A 16,515-nucleotide genomic window follows, 5' to 3' on the forward strand; every position below is an offset into this window, starting at 1 on the left:
TACGTATCGTTTATGCATATTGCGCTGAGCTCAAAATCATCATAAATCTGGGAAAATGATGAGAGTTCTCGTAAAATAGAAGCGAGTATACACGGCAAACATACAGCGATTGTATGTGTAACGAAAGGAGCACGTATGGCTACATATACAGCAGTGGCAACAGTAACTGGAGGTCGTGCAGGTCATGCAACAAGCGTGAATCCTGATGCTGAATTCGATATTTCTGCTCCAGCTCAATTGGGTGGCACTGGTGAAGGCGTAAACCCAGAGCAGCTCTTTGCTGTAGGTTGGGGTGCATGCTATCAGAGCGCTTTGATGGCTGCAGCTAAGGAAAAGCGTGTGAACGCTATGACTATTATGAAGTCTAAGGTGCGCGTGAACGTAACCTTAACGCACGAAGAAACTGCTGATTTAAGCGCTAAGATTGAAGTTTTCGTACCAGATATGGAACTTGATCAGGTACAGGAACTTGTTGATTTGGCTAATACTATTTGTCCTTATTCCAAGGCAACTGAGGGCAATATTCCAACGGAAACTGTGGCAGTTGCCAGTTTGGGAGAGTAGGCTGCCAGTAGGCTGCCAGTAGAGGGCGCAGATACATTTCGTCCATAACTATCTCTATCTTACAGAGGAACACAGTCGTTGTGTTCCTCTGTTCTTTTCTGTAGGCTGTAATCTGTTACATTGTTTATGCTTTTTGTCTCGGGGGGGGGTAAACACGTTGGTAACACACTGGAGTGTGGGGTAGACGTGTAAAAGGTATAAGGCGTAAGCGCCAAAATTGTGCAAGAAATGCAAGAGATAAGGACAAGGTATGACGTATGCATTATCACTACGCGGTTTAACAAAGACTTTCGGGCAGAAAACAGCTGTTAATGCTCTGAATTTAGATATTCCTGCAGGATCTTTCTACGGTTTGGTGGGACCGAACGGCGCAGGAAAAACGACGACTTTGCAGATGAGCACAGGCATGTTGTTACCTACATCTGGTTCCGTCTCTCTTTTTGATACAGATGTGTGGAGCAATATCGATGCTGTACGTGCGCAGATGGGTGTGATGCCACAAGCTGATGAAATTTTCGATCGTCTTACCGGTCAGCAGCTTCTTGTATACGCAGGATTACTGCGTGGTATGGATAAAGATGAAGTTGTGCGACGTTCAGAGGACTTACTTAAAGCTTTTGACTTGGCTGATGCTGCTTCCAAAATTGTATCTGACTATTCCACAGGTATGAAGAAAAAAATCTGCTTAGCGATGGCTATGATTCATTCGCCACGTATTTTATTCCTCGATGAGCCTTTTGAGGCAGTAGATCCTGTATCGTCAGCAAATTTGAAAGATATTCTCAAAGAATATGTAGCTACAGGCGGAACAGTTGTTATTTCTTCGCATGTTATGTCTTTGGTAGAAAAAATGTGTTCTCATGTAGCTGTAATCGCTGACGGTCAGGTACGTGCAGCAGGAACTCTCGAAGAAGTAGCTGCCGGATCTGAATTAGAGACGCGCTTTATTGAACTCGTTGGTGGTCGTCATGATGCAGCCCACTTGGATTGGTTACAAGGTGGTGAGCAGTAATGAAGCTCAACGAAATTTGGACGGTTGTGCGTCTGCGGTGGGCGCTGACCATTTCTACAGTCAATAAATCCGCATGGCAAGCCATAGCTTTTGTTATCTCATGCTTAATAAATATAGGTGTGGTTGTGGGATCATGGGTATTAACATGGTTCATTTTGCATGGAATTGCTGGTTCTGCTAGCTCAATATCCTATAACTCTGTGCTGAACACTATTGCTTTGGTCTGGGGTGGCGGACTTATTTTCGTTGCTTTCTGCCAGCTCGTAGCTTTCGGGCAACAAAGCGTGAACGCGCAGAGCTTATATCTGCTGGGTGTATCTCGCTTAACCCTGCGCAATGCTCTCGTACTTTCTCAGGTCTTTACTCCCAGCGGAGTGGCATCTTACCTCACACTCGTCGGCATTATGGGGCAAGTATCTGCATTCTTTGCACAGGGGCTGATGCTCCAAGCTTTCGTATGGGTATTATCTTTTATCACCTCGTTCTTAGCTGTGCTCTTTGCTGCTCTTCTTAACTGCACTGTGCTCACAGCTGCCACCGTTCTTTTCCGCAGCAGACGCGCTCGCGAGCTTCTGACTGTGATTTTTGTTCTGCTCATTGTTGCCGTATCGCAAAGCGGCGGCTTTATTGCTGGTTTGAGAGACAGTGAAGGTTCAGCAGGCCGCGGTTTTTCAGTTGTTATTGACGGAATAATCAACGGAACATTTGAAATCGGTGGACAGATTATGCAATGGACTCCATTGGCATCCTTTGCAGTAACACCTCTTGTTATGGCTCGTCCAACGCTTATGACTGCTGTTTTTATTATTGCTTCGATTGCTTTGTATGCTCTGGTTTTCTGGCTACTGTGTCTTGGATTTGAGTGGTGCTTACACCGCGATATTGTTGAAGGCCGTGCCGAGATTTCCGATGATAAGAAAACGAAGACCACTAAAGCCTACGGATTAGGACTGTTTGGATTACCTTTTGTACGCGGACCTTTAACAGCTATTATGGCGCGTATTGGAACTATCTGGTTACGCGATGTGCGTTATGGTTTATCTTTACTGATGCCTGTATTTTTTGCTGTGATTTTTACTCTACAAGGAATTATGAGTGGGCATCCAGAAATGGTTGTTATATCTGTGCCATTAACAGGATTTTTCATGTCTCTTATGGGTATGAATATGCTCGCATACGAAGGTCCAGCATTTATATTGCATACTATGTCGGGATTGAAGGGACGTGTTGATTGGTACGCTCGTAGCGCTTTCCAGCTTGGCTTAGGATTACTTATGCAATTTATTATGACGGCGATTGCTTTTGCTGTCGCATATATTCTGGGCAAAGGTTTTGGCGATTCTTGGGAGATTGTGCTTATTTGTGAAGCAGTGGGCATTATTATTCTGTGTGCCGGTGTGGCTAACTCAGCTATGATGTCTGGTCTGATTATGTTCCCTGTTCCTAGCGCAGAGCAGCCAATGAAAACTCCTCAAGGACGTACAATAAGCCAAATGTTCATGCCAATGATTCTGATGTTAGTTACTGTTGTACTACTTATTCCAGGAGTTGGTGCAGGAGTTATTGCATGGTTTATTCTTCACGATGAAGTTTACGCTCTGTGGATTAGTTTCATTGTGCAGGGCATTATGTCTATTGTGTATGTGTTTGCCGGTGCAGAAATTGGAGGACGAATTACCGATAAGCGTCGTCTGGCTATTCATCAGACGTTACGCGACTTCGCTGAGTTGACAAGGTAAGTTCCTTCTACCTACTACTGAAAACATAGAGCGGCTTCTTGACGGAGCCGCTCTCATTTTTACGTATACTCAGGTGCGCAGACGATGCACAGTGTAAACATAGATTACTGAACTCAAACCATTTCACATCACATTGGGCATAGCTATAATACATATGAAGTCTGATTATAAAAAGAAATTGTCCTAAGAATAAAACTGTTCGTGCAGGTGGGCGTTAATGTAATCAGGTTCTTCGGACTTAGCGGGGTTTTTAGGTTGCGCGTATCGACTTCATGTATGACTAGGGTTTGTTCACTCATGATGACAAAAGAAAATAAACCAAACCATCTTCACACCGGGCGATGTCTTAACACATAACATCCCGAGGAATCAACTGGAAACCTACTGGGCAACATCGTCTACTAAACCTCGCTAAGTCCGAAGAGCCAATGAAACTAAATAAAACTAGACAAAATATGCGCATGGCACAAAACTCCCACGACATAGTCAACTTAACTATAGGAATTATGTCGTGAGATATTGCATGAGTGCCCACGACAGGAGTCGAACCTGCGACACGGAGATTAGAAGTCACCTGCTCTATCCGCTGAGCTACGCGGGCGCGAATTACATTGTACCGTAAGGTCATAACGAGATAAAAAACAGACGCTAAGCCTTGCAATTCCAAGCATAAGGTTAAAATCGAAAGTATTCATTCGCGTCGAGCAAAGGACGAACTATGGCTGAAAATACGCCTCAGGTTGCTGTCATTATGGGATCAAGTAGCGATTGGGAAACCATGAGCCATGCTTGCGATATTTTAGAAAAATTCCATGTTCCATACGAAAAGCAAGTTATTTCTGCACACCGCACACCAGAGCTTATGGCAGATTTCGCGCATAATGCACGTTCTCGCGGTATTAAGGTGATTATTGCTGGAGCAGGTGGAGCTGCCCATTTGCCAGGCATGACGGCTGCACAAACAACTCTTCCGGTTATTGGCGTGCCTGTAAAGTCTCGCGCGTTGAACGGTGTTGACTCTCTGCTATCCATTGTGCAAATGCCTGGCGGAATTCCTGTGGCAACAACAGCTATTGGAAATTCTGGTGCAACCAATGCAGGGTTATTAGCTGTGAGCATTTTGTCTACCAGTAATCCAGATCTTGCTGAAGCTTTAGAGAATTATCGCGCAGACTTGAAAGAGATGGTAGAGGAGTCTAATGCCAAGCTTAACTAAAGAAGTTATGAAACGTTTAGACCGTGGAGCAACGATTGGTATTATTGGCGGTGGTCAGCTCGGTCAGATGATGGCTTTATCAGCTCGTTATATGGGCTTTCATACAGTAGTTCTTGACCCAACGCCAGGCTGTCCTGCTGCAGGCGCGTGCAATCAGCAAGTGATAGCTGATTACGATGATAAAGAAGCGATTCGCTCTATAGCGCAGATGAGCGATATTTTGACGTATGAGTTCGAAAATGTGGACGCTGATGCTTTAGATTCTGTACGCGATATTGTGCGCATTCCTCAAGGCACAGATTTACTGCGTGTTACCCAAAACCGAGTAGCAGAAAAAACCTTTATTAATAATCACGGTATCGAAACTGCTAGATGGCAGGAAGTAAGCAGTTTTGCTCAGCTAGAGAAGGCAGTAGAAGTTATTGGTTTACCTGCTGTGCTCAAAACTGCTGAAGGTGGATATGACGGTCATGGTCAGAAAGTTTTACGTACCGCTGACGACGTGCAGTCAGTGCATGAGCAGTGGGGCGAGAACTTTGAACAGAGCGTGCTCGAAGGTTTCGTTAACTTTGAGTATGAAGCCTCAATTTTAGTGTCAGGTAATGGTAGCGAGTACGTTACTTTCCCAGTGGTTAAGAATAATCACGTGAATAATATTTTGCATACAACCGTGGCTCCTGCTTACGGTGCACATCCGAGCGCATTAGACGAACAGGTGAATAAGCAAGCTCATGAGTTGGCACGCACTTTGGCTGCTGGTTTTGAGTTGGCTGGAACATTAGCGATTGAACTGTTTGTATGTGCAGATGGTCGTGTGATTGTTAATGAGCTAGCACCTCGTCCTCATAATTCCGGACACTACACGATTGAAGCATGCGATTTTGATCAGTTTGATATGCATGTTTTAGGTATTGCTGGATGGTCTCTACCTCAGCCTAAGCTGCTGAGCCCTGCAGTTATGATTAATGTGTTAGGTCAGCATGTTGAACCTGTTTTCAAAGCTTCTGCACTGCATCCAAATTGGCATGTGCATGATTACGGTAAAGCTCAGTCGAAGCATAATCGCAAGATGGGTCATATAACTGTTCTTGGTGACGATACGCAGGAACTGCTGACTGAATTCAAGAACAGTGGTTGTTGGGAATAACAGCTATTCAGCATTCAAAAGTGGGGCAGAGAATCAATATACTCTGCCCCACTGTGCAATCAGACTAATTACTGAATCGCCTTAAAACCAATATCGTGACGGTAGAACATGCCAGTGGTATCGGTATGGTCAAGAATATCGTAAATAATATTCTGTGCATCTTGAACAGTGCCTGCTGTGGTCTGCACGAGCAAAACGCGACCTGAAGAAGCAACGAGATCATCGCCATCTTCGCTATCGGCAACGCCCGCATAATACACATGCGTTCCATGCTCCGCCTGAGTTGCGCTGCAATCGAACTCATGTATAGCAGCCCCCGTCACCGTCTTATCCGGATACCCCTCGCTGGCCACCACCACAGCCAGAGTCGTCCGCTCTTCGTCCCATGAGAATACCGGTCCTTCACCATGCAACAAAGCCTCAATGCCTGCACCTAAATCACTCGTGAGCTTAGGCAAAACAACCTCAGTCTCAGGATCGCCAAAGCGAGCATTAAATTCAATAACCTTAGGGCCATCAGCCGTGGCAATCAGACCTGCGTACAGAATGCCCGTAAATGGGTTATCCTCAGCCACCATGCCTGCAATAACAGGTTTAATAATGGTTTCTTCTGCCTGCGCAACAGCGCTACTAGGAATCTGAGGAACAGGGGAGTAGGCTCCCATTCCGCCAGTGTTTGGACCTTCATCGCCATCGTAGGCACGCTTATGATCCTGTGAAATTGGCATGGACCAGAATTCGTCACCGCGCACAAAACACATTAAAGAGAATTCTTGTCCTTCCAAGAACTCCTCAATAACAACGCGCGAACCGGCCGCTCCAAAACGATGATCGAGGAAAATATCCTTCAAAGCAGCAATGGCACTGTCTTCATCCATTGCAACTGTTACGCCCTTTCCGGCGGCTAAGCCATCCGCCTTAATCACAATCGGGGCACCTTGTTCCTGAACATAGGTTATAGAAGCATCGAAATTATCGAAGGTTGCATAAGCAGCTGTAGGAACGTTGTATCGTTGCATTAATTCTTTTGCGAAGGTTTTCGAACCCTCAATCTGAGCAGCCTTGCGAGTTGGTCCGAAAGCAGGGAAGCCGGCAGCCTGGAAATCGTCAACCATACCTTCAATCAACGGATTTTCTGGGCCAACAAACACCCAATCAATCTGCTTATCTCGAGCAAAATCAATCAGAGCACTGTGGTTAGACAGGCTCAGATTAACTGGCACAATGCCATCTGCCTTCATGCCTGGGTTACCAGGAGCACAGAAAACTTCGCTCACTCGCTCTCCGCGCAGCAGGGTATGAGCAATAGCGTGTTCACGTCCTCCCGAACCAATAACTAAAACTCGTGACATGAGCTCTCCTTCATGTGCGACTGTCGCCGCTCTATATTCGGTTTCGCACGACTGCCGCCGCGCTCTTTGTTTCGTGCGACTGCCGTCGCTCTCTATTGTGTCTTATACGACTCGCTCTACGTTGTATCTCACCCACGCTAGGTCTTGCACGCCCTGCGCCTGAATTCCGCCCCGTTTCTTGGACATTACTTCACCAGTGCAAGAAACGGAATGCAGTTCAGTCACTCCTTACATAACGCACGCTAGGTCTTATACAACTCGCGATACGTTTTATACAACGCACAGCGCCACACTTCCTCGATTAGATAATTTTAGTCGTGCAATTCTACGCGCTCACCGTTATCTTTAACGATACGTCCAACGGTGTAATGCTTTTCGCCGTTCTCATCCAGAATACGCTCAACCTCGGCCACATTTTCAGGAGACACCATAAGCACCATGCCAATACCCATGTTAAAGATGTTGTACATTTCCTTATGATCAACCTTGCCGTAGTGTTCGAGTACTTGGAAGATTGGTGGAACATCCCATGAGGTAATGTCAAAGCTTGCAGCTAGACCTTCTGGAATAATGCGAGGAACCTTCTCTACGAAAGCGCCGCCGGTAATATGAGCAATGCCGTTAAGAATCTGCTTGCTGCCCTTGCCTTTAGCAAACAGAGGCTTGAGAGCCTGAGCATAAATGCGGGTTGGTTCGAGTAGAACTTCGCCCACAGTCTTGCCGCCCAGCTCATCGAGCGTATCATTTACGTTCAAACCGCCGTCCTTAAACAGAGCTTTACGCACCAAAGAAAAACCATTAGAGTGCACACCGGAGGATGGCAGGCCAATCATAATATCGCCTTCATGAATGGCAGAGCCGTCAATAATCGTGCTCTTTTCCACTACGCCCACAGTAAAACCAGCCACATCGTATTCATCTTCGTCGTACATGTCTGGCATTTCTGCGGTCTCGCCGCCAACAAGAGCAGCACCAGCCTGCACACAACCGTCAGTAACGCCCTTCACAACCTGCTCAAGCAGCACAGGATCGTTCTTACCACATGCAATGTAGTCGAGGAAGAACAATGGTTCTGCGCCCTGCGCCAAAATATCGTTAACGCACATGGCTACGCAGTCGATGCCAATGGAATCGTGCTTGTTTGCAGCCTTAGCTACGAGCAGCTTCGTTCCCACGCCATCGGTGCCGGACACGAGAACTGGCTCATCGTAGCCGAGAATAGACAGGTCGAACAGGCCGCCGAAGCCACCAATACCGCCAGCACCTGGACGAGCTGTGCGCGCCACATGCTGTTGAATACGGCGAACAACTTCGTAACCAGCTTCTACACTTACACCTGCGTTTTCGTATGCGGATGGCATTTTTTCTCCTTAAATTAGTAACAAGTTTTCGTTTCGTTAGGCGAGGTCTTACTCAGCCTTAGAACCCGCGTACTCATTGCCGTAGTATTGGCTGGAGTCCTGAGCAAAACGGGTGAGACGCTCCTTATCTTCTGCGGTAATTGAGGAGAGGAATTCTTTCTCATAATCACCCAAACTTGTTGGATAATCACCGTTAAAGTAGGCTACGCATAAACCGCCATAAGGGGCATCTTCATGCAGCCCCACAGTCTCTACTAAACCATCGATGGAGAGGTAGGCAAGCGAATCAGCGCCAATAAACTCGCAAATCTCTTTAACAGTTTTGCTGGCAGCAATCAGTTCGCTGGTACGCGAAATATCGATACCGTAATAGCATGGGTAGCGCAGCGGAGGAGAAGCAATACGCATATGAACTTCGGCAGCGCCCGCCTCGCGCAACAGTCGAACAATACGGCGACTGGTGGTACCGCGCACAATCGAATCGTCGATAACAATAACACGTTTGCCTTCGACCACGCCTCGCACAGCAGACAACTTCATACGCACACCCTGTTCGCGCAGCTCCTGCGTTGGCTGAATAAAGGTTCGCGCCACATACTGATTCTTAACCAAACCCATTTCGTTCGGCAAACCGCTTTCCTCCGCATAACCCGCTGCAGCAGACAGCGACGAGTTCGGCACGCCAATAACCATATCGGCCTCGACAGGCGCTTCCTGAGCTAAGCGCGCGCCGGCACGTTTGCGCGCCGAATGCACGTTAATACCGTAAATATTGGAATCAGGACGCGCAAAATAGATAAACTCCATCGAGCAGATAGCTTTTTGCGTCTGATCCGTATAGGTTTCGATATGGTAGCCGTCGTCATTAATAATAATGATTTCGCCTGGCTGAATATCGCGAATAAACTGTGCGCTCACAATATCGAGAGCACAGGTTTCGGAAGCCAGCACATACGCGCCGTTGGTCATCTGACCGAGCGAGAGAGGGCGGAAACCGTTCGGATCGAGTGCGCCAATCATGCAATCATCCTTCATGAGCATGTAGGCGAAACCGCCGTGAACCGTGTTGAGCGCTTCTTTCAGCTGCTCGACGAAAGTAGGTTTTTCGCTGCGACGGATAAGATGCATAAGCACTTCGGTGTCGGAATTCGAATGGTAAATACCACCGTTTTCCTCCAAAGTGCGGCGAATACTGCGGCCGTTCGTCAGGTTACCGTTATGCGCGAGTGCCACGTCTCCATCATAGAAACGGAAGAGGAACGGCTGAATATTATCCACGCTTCCCGAACCGCTCGTAGCGTAACGCACGTGACCGATAGCAGCAGAGCCTTTGAGCTTGTTGATTTGGGTATCGTCGCTAAACACTTGGGAGAGCAAGCCCAGACCGCGATAGCTGTGCAGACGGCCGTTTTCGTTGCTGACGATTCCGGCACCCTCTTGACCGCGATGCTGCAAGGCATGCAAACCGAAGTAGGTGAGGCGAGCAGCGTCTGGATGACCCCATACGCCGAAAATACCGCACTCTTCGTGCAAGTTTTCAAGTTCTGCAGACATTATGTATCTCCTCAGTCCTGCCTGTTTTACTCGGTAAAGTAGCTCACGCCACCCTCAATAAGAGGCTGGAATGTGTTGCCTGGAACATTGGAATATACGCCGTAGCCAGTGCGTTCGGTATGACCCATTTTGCCGAAGACGCGACCATCTGGGCTGGTAATACCTTCAATAGCTAGGAGAGAACCGTTAGGGTTCACGTTCAAATCAAGGCTTGGCTGCCCCGATGCGTCCACATACTGGGTGGCAATCTGACCGTTAGCCTTCAAAGAAGTAAGAACATCATCATTGGCCACAAAACGACCTTCGCCATGACTAATAGCAATGGTATGAATATCGCCCACCTCAGTACGGCTCAGCCACGGGCTCTTCGTGCTGGCAACGCGAGTATTGACCAAACGGCTTTGGTGACGGCCAATAGTGTTAAAGGTCAGGGTTGGGCAGTCTTCATTCATATCCACAATATCGCCGAATGGCACTAATCCAAGCTTAATCAGAGCCTGGAAACCGTTACAGATACCCAACATGAGACCATCGCGATTATTAAGCAAATCGCGAACCGCGTCGGTTACCTCAGGGGAGCGGAAGAAGGCAGCAATAAACTTTGCAGAACCATCTGGTTCATCACCACCCGAGAATCCACCAGGAATCATAACAATCTGAGATTCACGAATCGACTGAGCTAACTGGTGTGTGCTTTCCGCAACAGCAGAAGCAGACAGATTGTTAATAATCAGAGTCTGCGCCTGAGCACCCGCACGCTTAAAGACACGCAGAGTATCGTACTCGCAGTTATTTCCTGGGAAAACAGGAATAATCACACGAGGCTGAGCCATGGTCTGAGAAGAGTGGAGCAAAGTAGGAGCACCTGTGTAGCTAATCTGCTCAACAGTGCTGTTCTTCTTGTCATCATGGGAACGGTATGGGAACACAGACTCCATGCCCGATTCCCAAGCCTCTTGCACAACAGCTAAATCAACACTCTCATCGCCAACAACCAAGGTATAGTCCTCAGTGGTTTCGCCGAGCTTTTCGAGCGTATACAGTTCACTTGCAGTCAAAACGGTGCCTGGAACTGTTTCGAGCACAAAACTGCCGTACGCATAATCAAACAAAGAAGAAAGCTGTACGCTCTCCTCAAAGCGAAGACCTAAACGGTTACCTACGCTCATCAAGAACAGCGAACCAATCGTCGCGCTATAACCTGGCGTCGCAGCAGCGCGCAGCACGCCGCGAGCATTCAGAGCTTCAACAGCATCGAAAACAGCAGTTAAACTGTCTGACACAGGAGTTAAACCGTCGTCCTCATAACGAGGAATAATGCGCCACACTTGGCTACCTGGAGTCTTAAATTCAGGGGAGAGTGCGCTATCCACATGACCAGTGGATACAGCAAAGCTGACCAATGTTGGAGGAACATCCAAATCTTCGAAGCTGCCGCTCATGGAATCCTTACCGCCAATAGCAGCAACATGCAGATCGAGCTGAGCCTCTAAAGCACCCAAAACAGCAGCCATTGGTTTACCCCAACGAGCAGGTTCAGTACGCAGCTTTTCAAAGTACTCTTGGAAGCTCAGATACGCCTTTTCGCGGCTAAAACCAGCAGCAATCAGCTTCGCAACAGACTCCACCACAGACAAATAAGCACCGGTAAACTGGTTCTTCTCCATAATAAATGGATTAAAGCCCCACGCCATAGCAGACGCGGTCGTGGTCTCACCATCTACAGGGAATTTCGCCACCATAGCGCTCGACGGAGTTAACTGCTGTGCGCCGCCAAAAGGCATAAGCACAGTAGCCGCGCCAATAGTTGAGTCGAAGCGTTCCGACAATCCCTTATTAGAAGCAACATTCACATCGCTGACCACTGTAGTAAGAGCTTCCTGCAAGTTGGTTGAAGCAAGGTCGGCAACATCGGACCATGGAGAGGTAACGAGTTCGGCAGCACGTACCTGCACGTCTTGATGCTTGGCAGCGCCATTCGAGGAGAGGAATTCACGGCTCAAATCAACAATATTGGTGCCATTCCACTGCATAACCATACGAGCCTTTTCAGTGACCACAGCAACAGGAACTGCTTCGAGGTTCTCTTCAACAGCATAGCTGAGGAATTCATCAACATCCTTGGCTTCCAAAACCACAGCCATGCGTTCCTGGCTCTCGGAAATAGCTAGCTCAGTGCCGTCCAAACCTTCGTACTTTTTTGGTACGCGGTTCAAATCAACGTGCACACCATCGGCAAGCTCACCAATAGCTACAGATACGCCACCTGCACCAAAATCATTACAGCGCTTAATCAAGCGGCAAGCATCGTTACGGCGGAATAAACGCTGCAACTTACGCTCTACAGGCGCATTACCTTTTTGCACTTCTGCGCCATCTTTTTCAATGGACTGCACATTATGCGACTTGGAAGAACCCGTAGCGCCACCAATACCATCGCGACCAGTGCGACCACCAAGCAGCACCACAACATCGCCATCAGCAGGCACTTCACGGCGAACATTCGTCTGAGGAGCCGCACCTACTACAGCACCAATTTCCATGCGCTTGGCCACATAACCTGGATGATACAGTTCATGAACCTGACCAGTTGCCAAGCCAATCTGATTACCATAAGAGGAATAACCAGCCGCAGCAGTAGTAACAATCTTGCGTTGAGGAAGCTTACCCTCCAAAGTTTGAGATACCGGCACGCGAGGATCGCTTGCACCCGTCACACGCATAGCCTGATACACATAAGAACGACCAGACAGAGGGTCGCGAATTGCTCCACCCACGCAGGTAGCAGCACCACCAAAAGGCTCAATTTCTGTTGGGTGATTATGTGTTTCATTCTTAAACAGGAAGAGCCAATCTTGGTCTTCTCCGTCAACATCAACGGTTACCTTTACCGTGCAGGCGTTAATTTCTTCTGACTCATCCAGATTCTTTAAGATGCCCTGAGACTTGAGATAACGACCACCAATCGTACCCATATCCATCAAAGAAATAGGCTTGTGTTCGCGGCCCAGTTCAGCGCGCATAGCCACGTAACGCTCAAAAGCTTTCTGCACAGCAGCATCAGCAATATCAATATTCTCTAGCTGAGTGTTAAAAGTGGTGTGACGGCAATGATCCGACCAATACGTATCAATAACCTTAATTTCCGTAATACTTGGATCACGCTTTTCCGTCTGGCTAAAATACTGTTGGCAGAACTCAATATCGGCCACATCCATAGCCAAACCACGCTCGCTAATAAAATCAGCGAGCTGCTCGCGACTAAACGCACGGAAACCGTCAATAATTTCTACTGGTGCTGGTTCAGGCACAGATACGCGCAAAGTCTCTGGCTTGTCTAAACGTGCTTCGCGCGCTTCTACAGGATTAATAACATAACGACGTACAACATCAACATCTGCATCGCTGAGCGCAGAACCATACAAAGCGTAGACCACAGAGGAACGCACAGTTGGGCGCTCGCCTTGACTGATAAGCTGCACGCATTCGCTTGCCGATGCTGCGCGCTGATCGAACTGACCAGGAAGAGACTCTACAGCGAAAACACGAGCGTTGTTAAGAATATCTGCAGGTAGCTCCTCGTAAACAGTATCGCTTTGAGGTTCACTAAAAACAGTGGGAATAGTGGAAGCGAAGAGTTCCTCGCTTACTCCTTCTACATCATAACGATTGAAAATGCGAAGACTATCTATGTTCTTCACTCCAACAATCTCAGTCAGCTCGGTGAGCAGTTGTTGTGCGTGTACATCGAAACCAGGTTTTTTCTCTACGAGTACGCGGTAAACCATGTCAGTCCTTTATTGCAATGGGTCGTGGGGTTGTGGGGTTGGGGGGGTACATGCTACGGGTGAGCCTGCATTCCTTTGTCTGTGAAAAAAATATGCCGGCGTATAAGCACCGGCATATATGTATTAGTCATCTAGGGCATGAGAAGCATTCAGCTTTTCTAAGCGAGCAAGAATTTCTTCATACGCAGGAATAATGCTTCCCAAATCCTTACGGAAAATATCCTTATCGAGACGTTCAATATGATCGCCGCTCGTCTTGGCTTTATCCCACAGGCGACAGGTGTCTGGCGTTACTTCGTCAGCCAATAAAATAGTGCCGTCCGCAGTGGTGCCCATCTCAATCTTAAAATCAACCAAAGTAACGTCGATATCTGCGAACATAGCAGTTAAAGCATGATTAACTTCGCGAGCCTTTGCGCGGATAATATCAAGCTGATCTGCAGTGGCAATGCCCAAAGCAATAGCGTCATCCGAGTTAATAAATGGATCTCCTAAAGCGTCATCCTTGAGGCAGAACTCAACTACAGGGCGCTTTAACACAGTTCCTTCTTCAATGCCATAGCGCTTAGCAAAAGAACCTGCAGCAATATTACGCGCAATAATTTCCAGAGGGAACATGGTTAAATGGCGGTTCAGCTGTTCTGTTTCGCTCAGTTGCTTCACAAAATGGCTTGCAATGCCGCGATAGTGAAGCTCACTAAAAATAACAGAGGTAATGCGGTTGTTCAGACGGCCCTTACCCTCGATCTGCTCTTTCTTTGCTCCATTACCTGCTGTGGCTTGATTCATATACTCAACCCAGAGAATATCGGGATTATCGGTAGCATAAAGTTTTTTTGCTTTGCCTTCATAGAGTTTTTCGCGCTTTTCCATGGATGGCCTTCCTGCAAAATGCAACTAGAGATGCGCTGTGACGTATATTACAGTACCAAGTGGCTACTACAAAAAAGGGTAAAGAAAACGCCGTTTCCTCGAGATTGTAAGCCGAGGAGAATGGCGTTTTTTCAGGGATTTTATTGATTGATTTCGTAAGTAAGAGCGCTGAGCATGTCTGCTGTTTTAGCGCGTGCTTTGTCTACTGATTCATCGCGCGCGAGCAGAACAGCCATGCGGCGGTGTCCGTGCACAGCAGGCTTACCAAAAAGACGCAAATCTGTGCCGTTACGTGCGAGAACCGTTTCGAGATTAGAGAAGATAACTTCGCCATCGCCTTCAATAACAACAGCTCGGCTGGCGCTGGCTGTAGAACCGGAAGCATCGCGCAGGCTGACAGAATCCTGCGTTACAGGAATGCCTAAAATAGTGCGAGCGTGCAAAGCAAACTCGCTGAGATTTTGCGACATCATAGTAACCATACCCGTGTCGTGCGGGCGAGGGGATACCTCGTTAAAGAGCACAGAACCATCGTTCAAAACGAAAAGTTCCACACCAAAAACGCCCCAGCCCTTTTCTCCTGCCTCTTGAGCGTCGTGCACAAGCTGCTCAACAACAGTAAGAGCTACCTTTTGTCCGCGTTCTAATACATCTGCAGGAACGGCAGCAGGCTGCCAAGACTCACGGTAATCGCCATCCTTTTGAATATGACCAATAGGAGCGCAGGTTACCACGCCCGCGCTGGACGATACGGTGAGGATGGTGAGCTCGTAGGCCAGAGGAACAAAAGCTTCAACGATAACGCGCGACACAGTGCCATCGCCTGCTGTGCGGCGATCGTCTTGAGCGAACTGCCAGGCGTGGGCAATGTCTGCTTGGCTGCGCGCTACCGACTGACCATGACCGGAAGACGACAGGATTGGCTTAATAACGCATGGGAAACCGACTTCTTGAGCGCCCTTGAGGAGCTCTTCTTCGGAATCGGCAAACTTATATGGAGTGGTGGGAACACCGCACTTTTCTGCTGCGGTTACGCGCAAGGCTTCACGGTTCATGCAAATCTGAGCAATCGTCACGCTTGGTACTACCTGTATGCCCTTTTCTCGTGCTGTAGTTAAGGCGCTGGTAGCGATAGCTTCGACTTCCGGCACAATAATATCTGGGCGAACTTCGTCGACAAGAGCGGTCAGTGTAGCCTCATCGCTCATCTCAATTGCGTGACTTTCGTGAGCCACATGATGTGCAGGCGCATTCTCGTAGGAATCGACTGCAATAACATACGCGCCTAAGCGCATGGCTTCGAGAGCAATTTCCTTACCCAATTCGCCAGAGCCAAGCAACATAATGCGTGTTACCTTGTCTGGATTCGAGGAATAAGGGGCGCCGAGATTTCGCGGCTGGCTATGGATTGGTGAAGGAGTGGATAAAACAGAACGTGTGTGAGTGTTTACCATACTTTTATTGTGGCATGTGAGGGGTACGGGCGCGCTTGAAGTTTGCTAGACTAGAAGCAGGTCCGTGTGAATCAACATAAAAACGTGTTGATTGCGAACCAACTACTACAAAGAGGAGGAGAGGAAGATGAAAATCCGTAGGATGATTATATCTGCGGTGCTTGCGGTGGCTATGTTTGCTCCGTTGGGTACTGCTGTGGCTGTCTCTGCTGAGTCGGATACGTCGGCGGTAACGACTGAACAGACAGATAAAGACAAGAAACAGGATACGTCTACTGGGTCTGAGAATGTGACGGGGGGGGGGTAGTGAGTCTGAGCAGGTAGAATCTGATTCTGCTCCTGTTACTTCGGCTGAGCCTGGTGAGGCTTCGGCCACTCCAGCACCGTCTGAATCAGCTGGTTCTGATCGTGCTGCTACTGCGGACGAGACTGGGCGTGTCACTATGAAAATAGGT

12 protein-coding genes and 1 tRNA gene are annotated in these 16,515 nt (G+C 48.0%); 6 read left to right on the forward strand and 7 right to left on the reverse strand.

Annotated elements, in window-relative coordinates; translation table 11 throughout:
• Positions 1–135 precede the first annotated feature (135 nt).
• The 3 genes from G464_RS0105050 (at position 136) to G464_RS0105060 (ending at position 3,315) form a co-directional block, all read left to right on the forward strand.
• Positions 136–564: an Ohr family peroxiredoxin gene (locus G464_RS0105050; RefSeq protein ID WP_021617897.1), complete on the forward strand. Its 429-nt coding sequence runs from the start codon at positions 136–138 to the stop codon at positions 562–564.
• 250 nt (positions 565–814) lie between these two features.
• Positions 815–1,576, forward strand: a complete 762-nt coding sequence (locus tag G464_RS0105055) for an ABC transporter ATP-binding protein (RefSeq protein WP_021617898.1) — start codon at positions 815–817, stop codon at positions 1,574–1,576.
• Positions 1,576–3,315 carry a hypothetical protein gene (locus G464_RS0105060; RefSeq protein WP_022856992.1) on the forward strand — a complete coding sequence of 580 codons (1,740 nt, stop codon included), beginning with the start codon at positions 1,576–1,578 and terminating at the stop codon, positions 3,313–3,315. Before G464_RS0105055 ends, G464_RS0105060 begins: the two co-directional genes overlap by 1 nt.
• Positions 3,316–3,843: 528 nt before the next feature.
• On the opposite strand, the gene G464_RS0105065 is transcribed toward G464_RS0105060, so the two are convergent.
• A tRNA-Arg gene (locus G464_RS0105065) sits at positions 3,844–3,916 on the reverse strand.
• Between the two features lie 117 nt (positions 3,917–4,033).
• On the opposite strand from G464_RS0105065, the gene purE reads away from it, so the two are divergent.
• Both purE and purK read left to right on the forward strand, forming a co-directional pair.
• Positions 4,034–4,531: a 5-(carboxyamino)imidazole ribonucleotide mutase gene (gene purE, locus G464_RS0105070; protein WP_021617900.1), complete on the forward strand. Its 498-nt coding sequence runs from the start codon at positions 4,034–4,036 to the stop codon at positions 4,529–4,531.
• Positions 4,515–5,678: a 5-(carboxyamino)imidazole ribonucleotide synthase gene (purK, locus tag G464_RS0105075; RefSeq protein WP_022856993.1), complete on the forward strand. Its 1,164-nt coding sequence runs from the start codon at positions 4,515–4,517 to the stop codon at positions 5,676–5,678. The genes purE and purK overlap by 17 nt, the downstream gene beginning before the upstream one ends.
• A gap of 68 nt (positions 5,679–5,746) precedes the next feature.
• On the opposite strand, the gene purD is transcribed toward purK, so the two are convergent.
• From purD to purT, 6 genes are all read right to left on the reverse strand, one after another.
• Positions 5,747–7,030: a phosphoribosylamine--glycine ligase gene (purD, locus tag G464_RS0105080; protein ID WP_022856994.1), complete on the reverse strand. Its 1,284-nt coding sequence runs from the start codon at positions 7,028–7,030 to the stop codon at positions 5,747–5,749.
• Positions 7,031–7,341: 311 nt separating this feature from the next.
• Positions 7,342–8,391, reverse strand: a complete 1,050-nt coding sequence (purM, locus tag G464_RS0105085) for a phosphoribosylformylglycinamidine cyclo-ligase (protein WP_022856995.1) — start codon at positions 8,389–8,391, stop codon at positions 7,342–7,344.
• A 48-nt stretch (positions 8,392–8,439) separates the two neighbouring features.
• On the reverse strand, positions 8,440–9,945 hold the full coding sequence (gene purF / locus G464_RS0105090; RefSeq protein WP_022856996.1) for an amidophosphoribosyltransferase: 1,506 nt from the start codon (positions 9,943–9,945) through the stop codon (positions 8,440–8,442).
• A gap of 26 nt (positions 9,946–9,971) precedes the next feature.
• Complete coding sequence (locus G464_RS0105095; RefSeq protein ID WP_022856997.1) at positions 9,972–13,733, reverse strand: phosphoribosylformylglycinamidine synthase; 3,762 nt, start codon at positions 13,731–13,733, stop codon at positions 9,972–9,974.
• 123 nt (positions 13,734–13,856) lie between these two features.
• Positions 13,857–14,606 carry a phosphoribosylaminoimidazolesuccinocarboxamide synthase gene (purC, locus tag G464_RS0105100; RefSeq protein ID WP_021617906.1) on the reverse strand — a complete coding sequence of 250 codons (750 nt, stop codon included), beginning with the start codon at positions 14,604–14,606 and terminating at the stop codon, positions 13,857–13,859.
• 140 nt (positions 14,607–14,746) lie between these two features.
• Positions 14,747–16,060 (reverse strand): formate-dependent phosphoribosylglycinamide formyltransferase, encoded by a 1,314-nt coding sequence (gene purT / locus G464_RS0105105; RefSeq protein WP_022856998.1) that lies wholly within the window; start codon positions 16,058–16,060, stop codon positions 14,747–14,749.
• Positions 16,061–16,187: 127 nt separating this feature from the next.
• Here purT and G464_RS0105110 point away from each other — a divergent pair, with 127 nt between their 5' ends.
• On the forward strand, positions 16,188–16,367 hold the full coding sequence (locus G464_RS0105110) for a hypothetical protein (RefSeq protein ID WP_022856999.1): 180 nt from the start codon (positions 16,188–16,190) through the stop codon (positions 16,365–16,367).
• Positions 16,368–16,515: the final 148 nt, after the last annotated feature.

It is taken from the genome of Alloscardovia omnicolens DSM 21503 (genome assembly GCF_000420505.1).
Classification (GTDB): Bacteria; Actinomycetota; Actinomycetes; order Actinomycetales; family Bifidobacteriaceae; genus Alloscardovia; species Alloscardovia omnicolens.

What these genes read in the sequence shown, in the direction of transcription:
- purK (WP_022856993.1), top strand. Translation starts at nt 4,515, where the DNA reads ATGCCAAGCTTAACTAAAGAAGTTATGAAACGTTTAGACCGTGGAGCA.
- G464_RS0105060 (WP_022856992.1), top strand. Translation starts at nt 1,576, where the DNA reads ATGAAGCTCAACGAAATTTGGACGGTTGTGCGTCTGCGGTGGGCGCTG.
- purT (WP_022856998.1), bottom strand. Translation starts at nt 16,060, where the DNA reads ATGGTAAACACTCACACACGTTCTGTTTTATCCACTCCTTCACCAATC.
- G464_RS0105050 (WP_021617897.1), top strand. Translation starts at nt 136, where the DNA reads ATGGCTACATATACAGCAGTGGCAACAGTAACTGGAGGTCGTGCAGGT.
- purD (WP_022856994.1), bottom strand. Translation starts at nt 7,030, where the DNA reads ATGTCACGAGTTTTAGTTATTGGTTCGGGAGGACGTGAACACGCTATT.
- G464_RS0105110 (WP_022856999.1), top strand. Translation starts at nt 16,188, where the DNA reads ATGAAAATCCGTAGGATGATTATATCTGCGGTGCTTGCGGTGGCTATG.
- purC (WP_021617906.1), bottom strand. Translation starts at nt 14,606, where the DNA reads ATGGAAAAGCGCGAAAAACTCTATGAAGGCAAAGCAAAAAAACTTTAT.
- G464_RS0105095 (WP_022856997.1), bottom strand. Translation starts at nt 13,733, where the DNA reads ATGGTTTACCGCGTACTCGTAGAGAAAAAACCTGGTTTCGATGTACAC.
- purE (WP_021617900.1), top strand. Translation starts at nt 4,034, where the DNA reads ATGGCTGAAAATACGCCTCAGGTTGCTGTCATTATGGGATCAAGTAGC.
- purM (WP_022856995.1), bottom strand. Translation starts at nt 8,391, where the DNA reads ATGCCATCCGCATACGAAAACGCAGGTGTAAGTGTAGAAGCTGGTTAC.
- G464_RS0105055 (WP_021617898.1), top strand. Translation starts at nt 815, where the DNA reads ATGACGTATGCATTATCACTACGCGGTTTAACAAAGACTTTCGGGCAG.
- purF (WP_022856996.1), bottom strand. Translation starts at nt 9,945, where the DNA reads ATGTCTGCAGAACTTGAAAACTTGCACGAAGAGTGCGGTATTTTCGGC.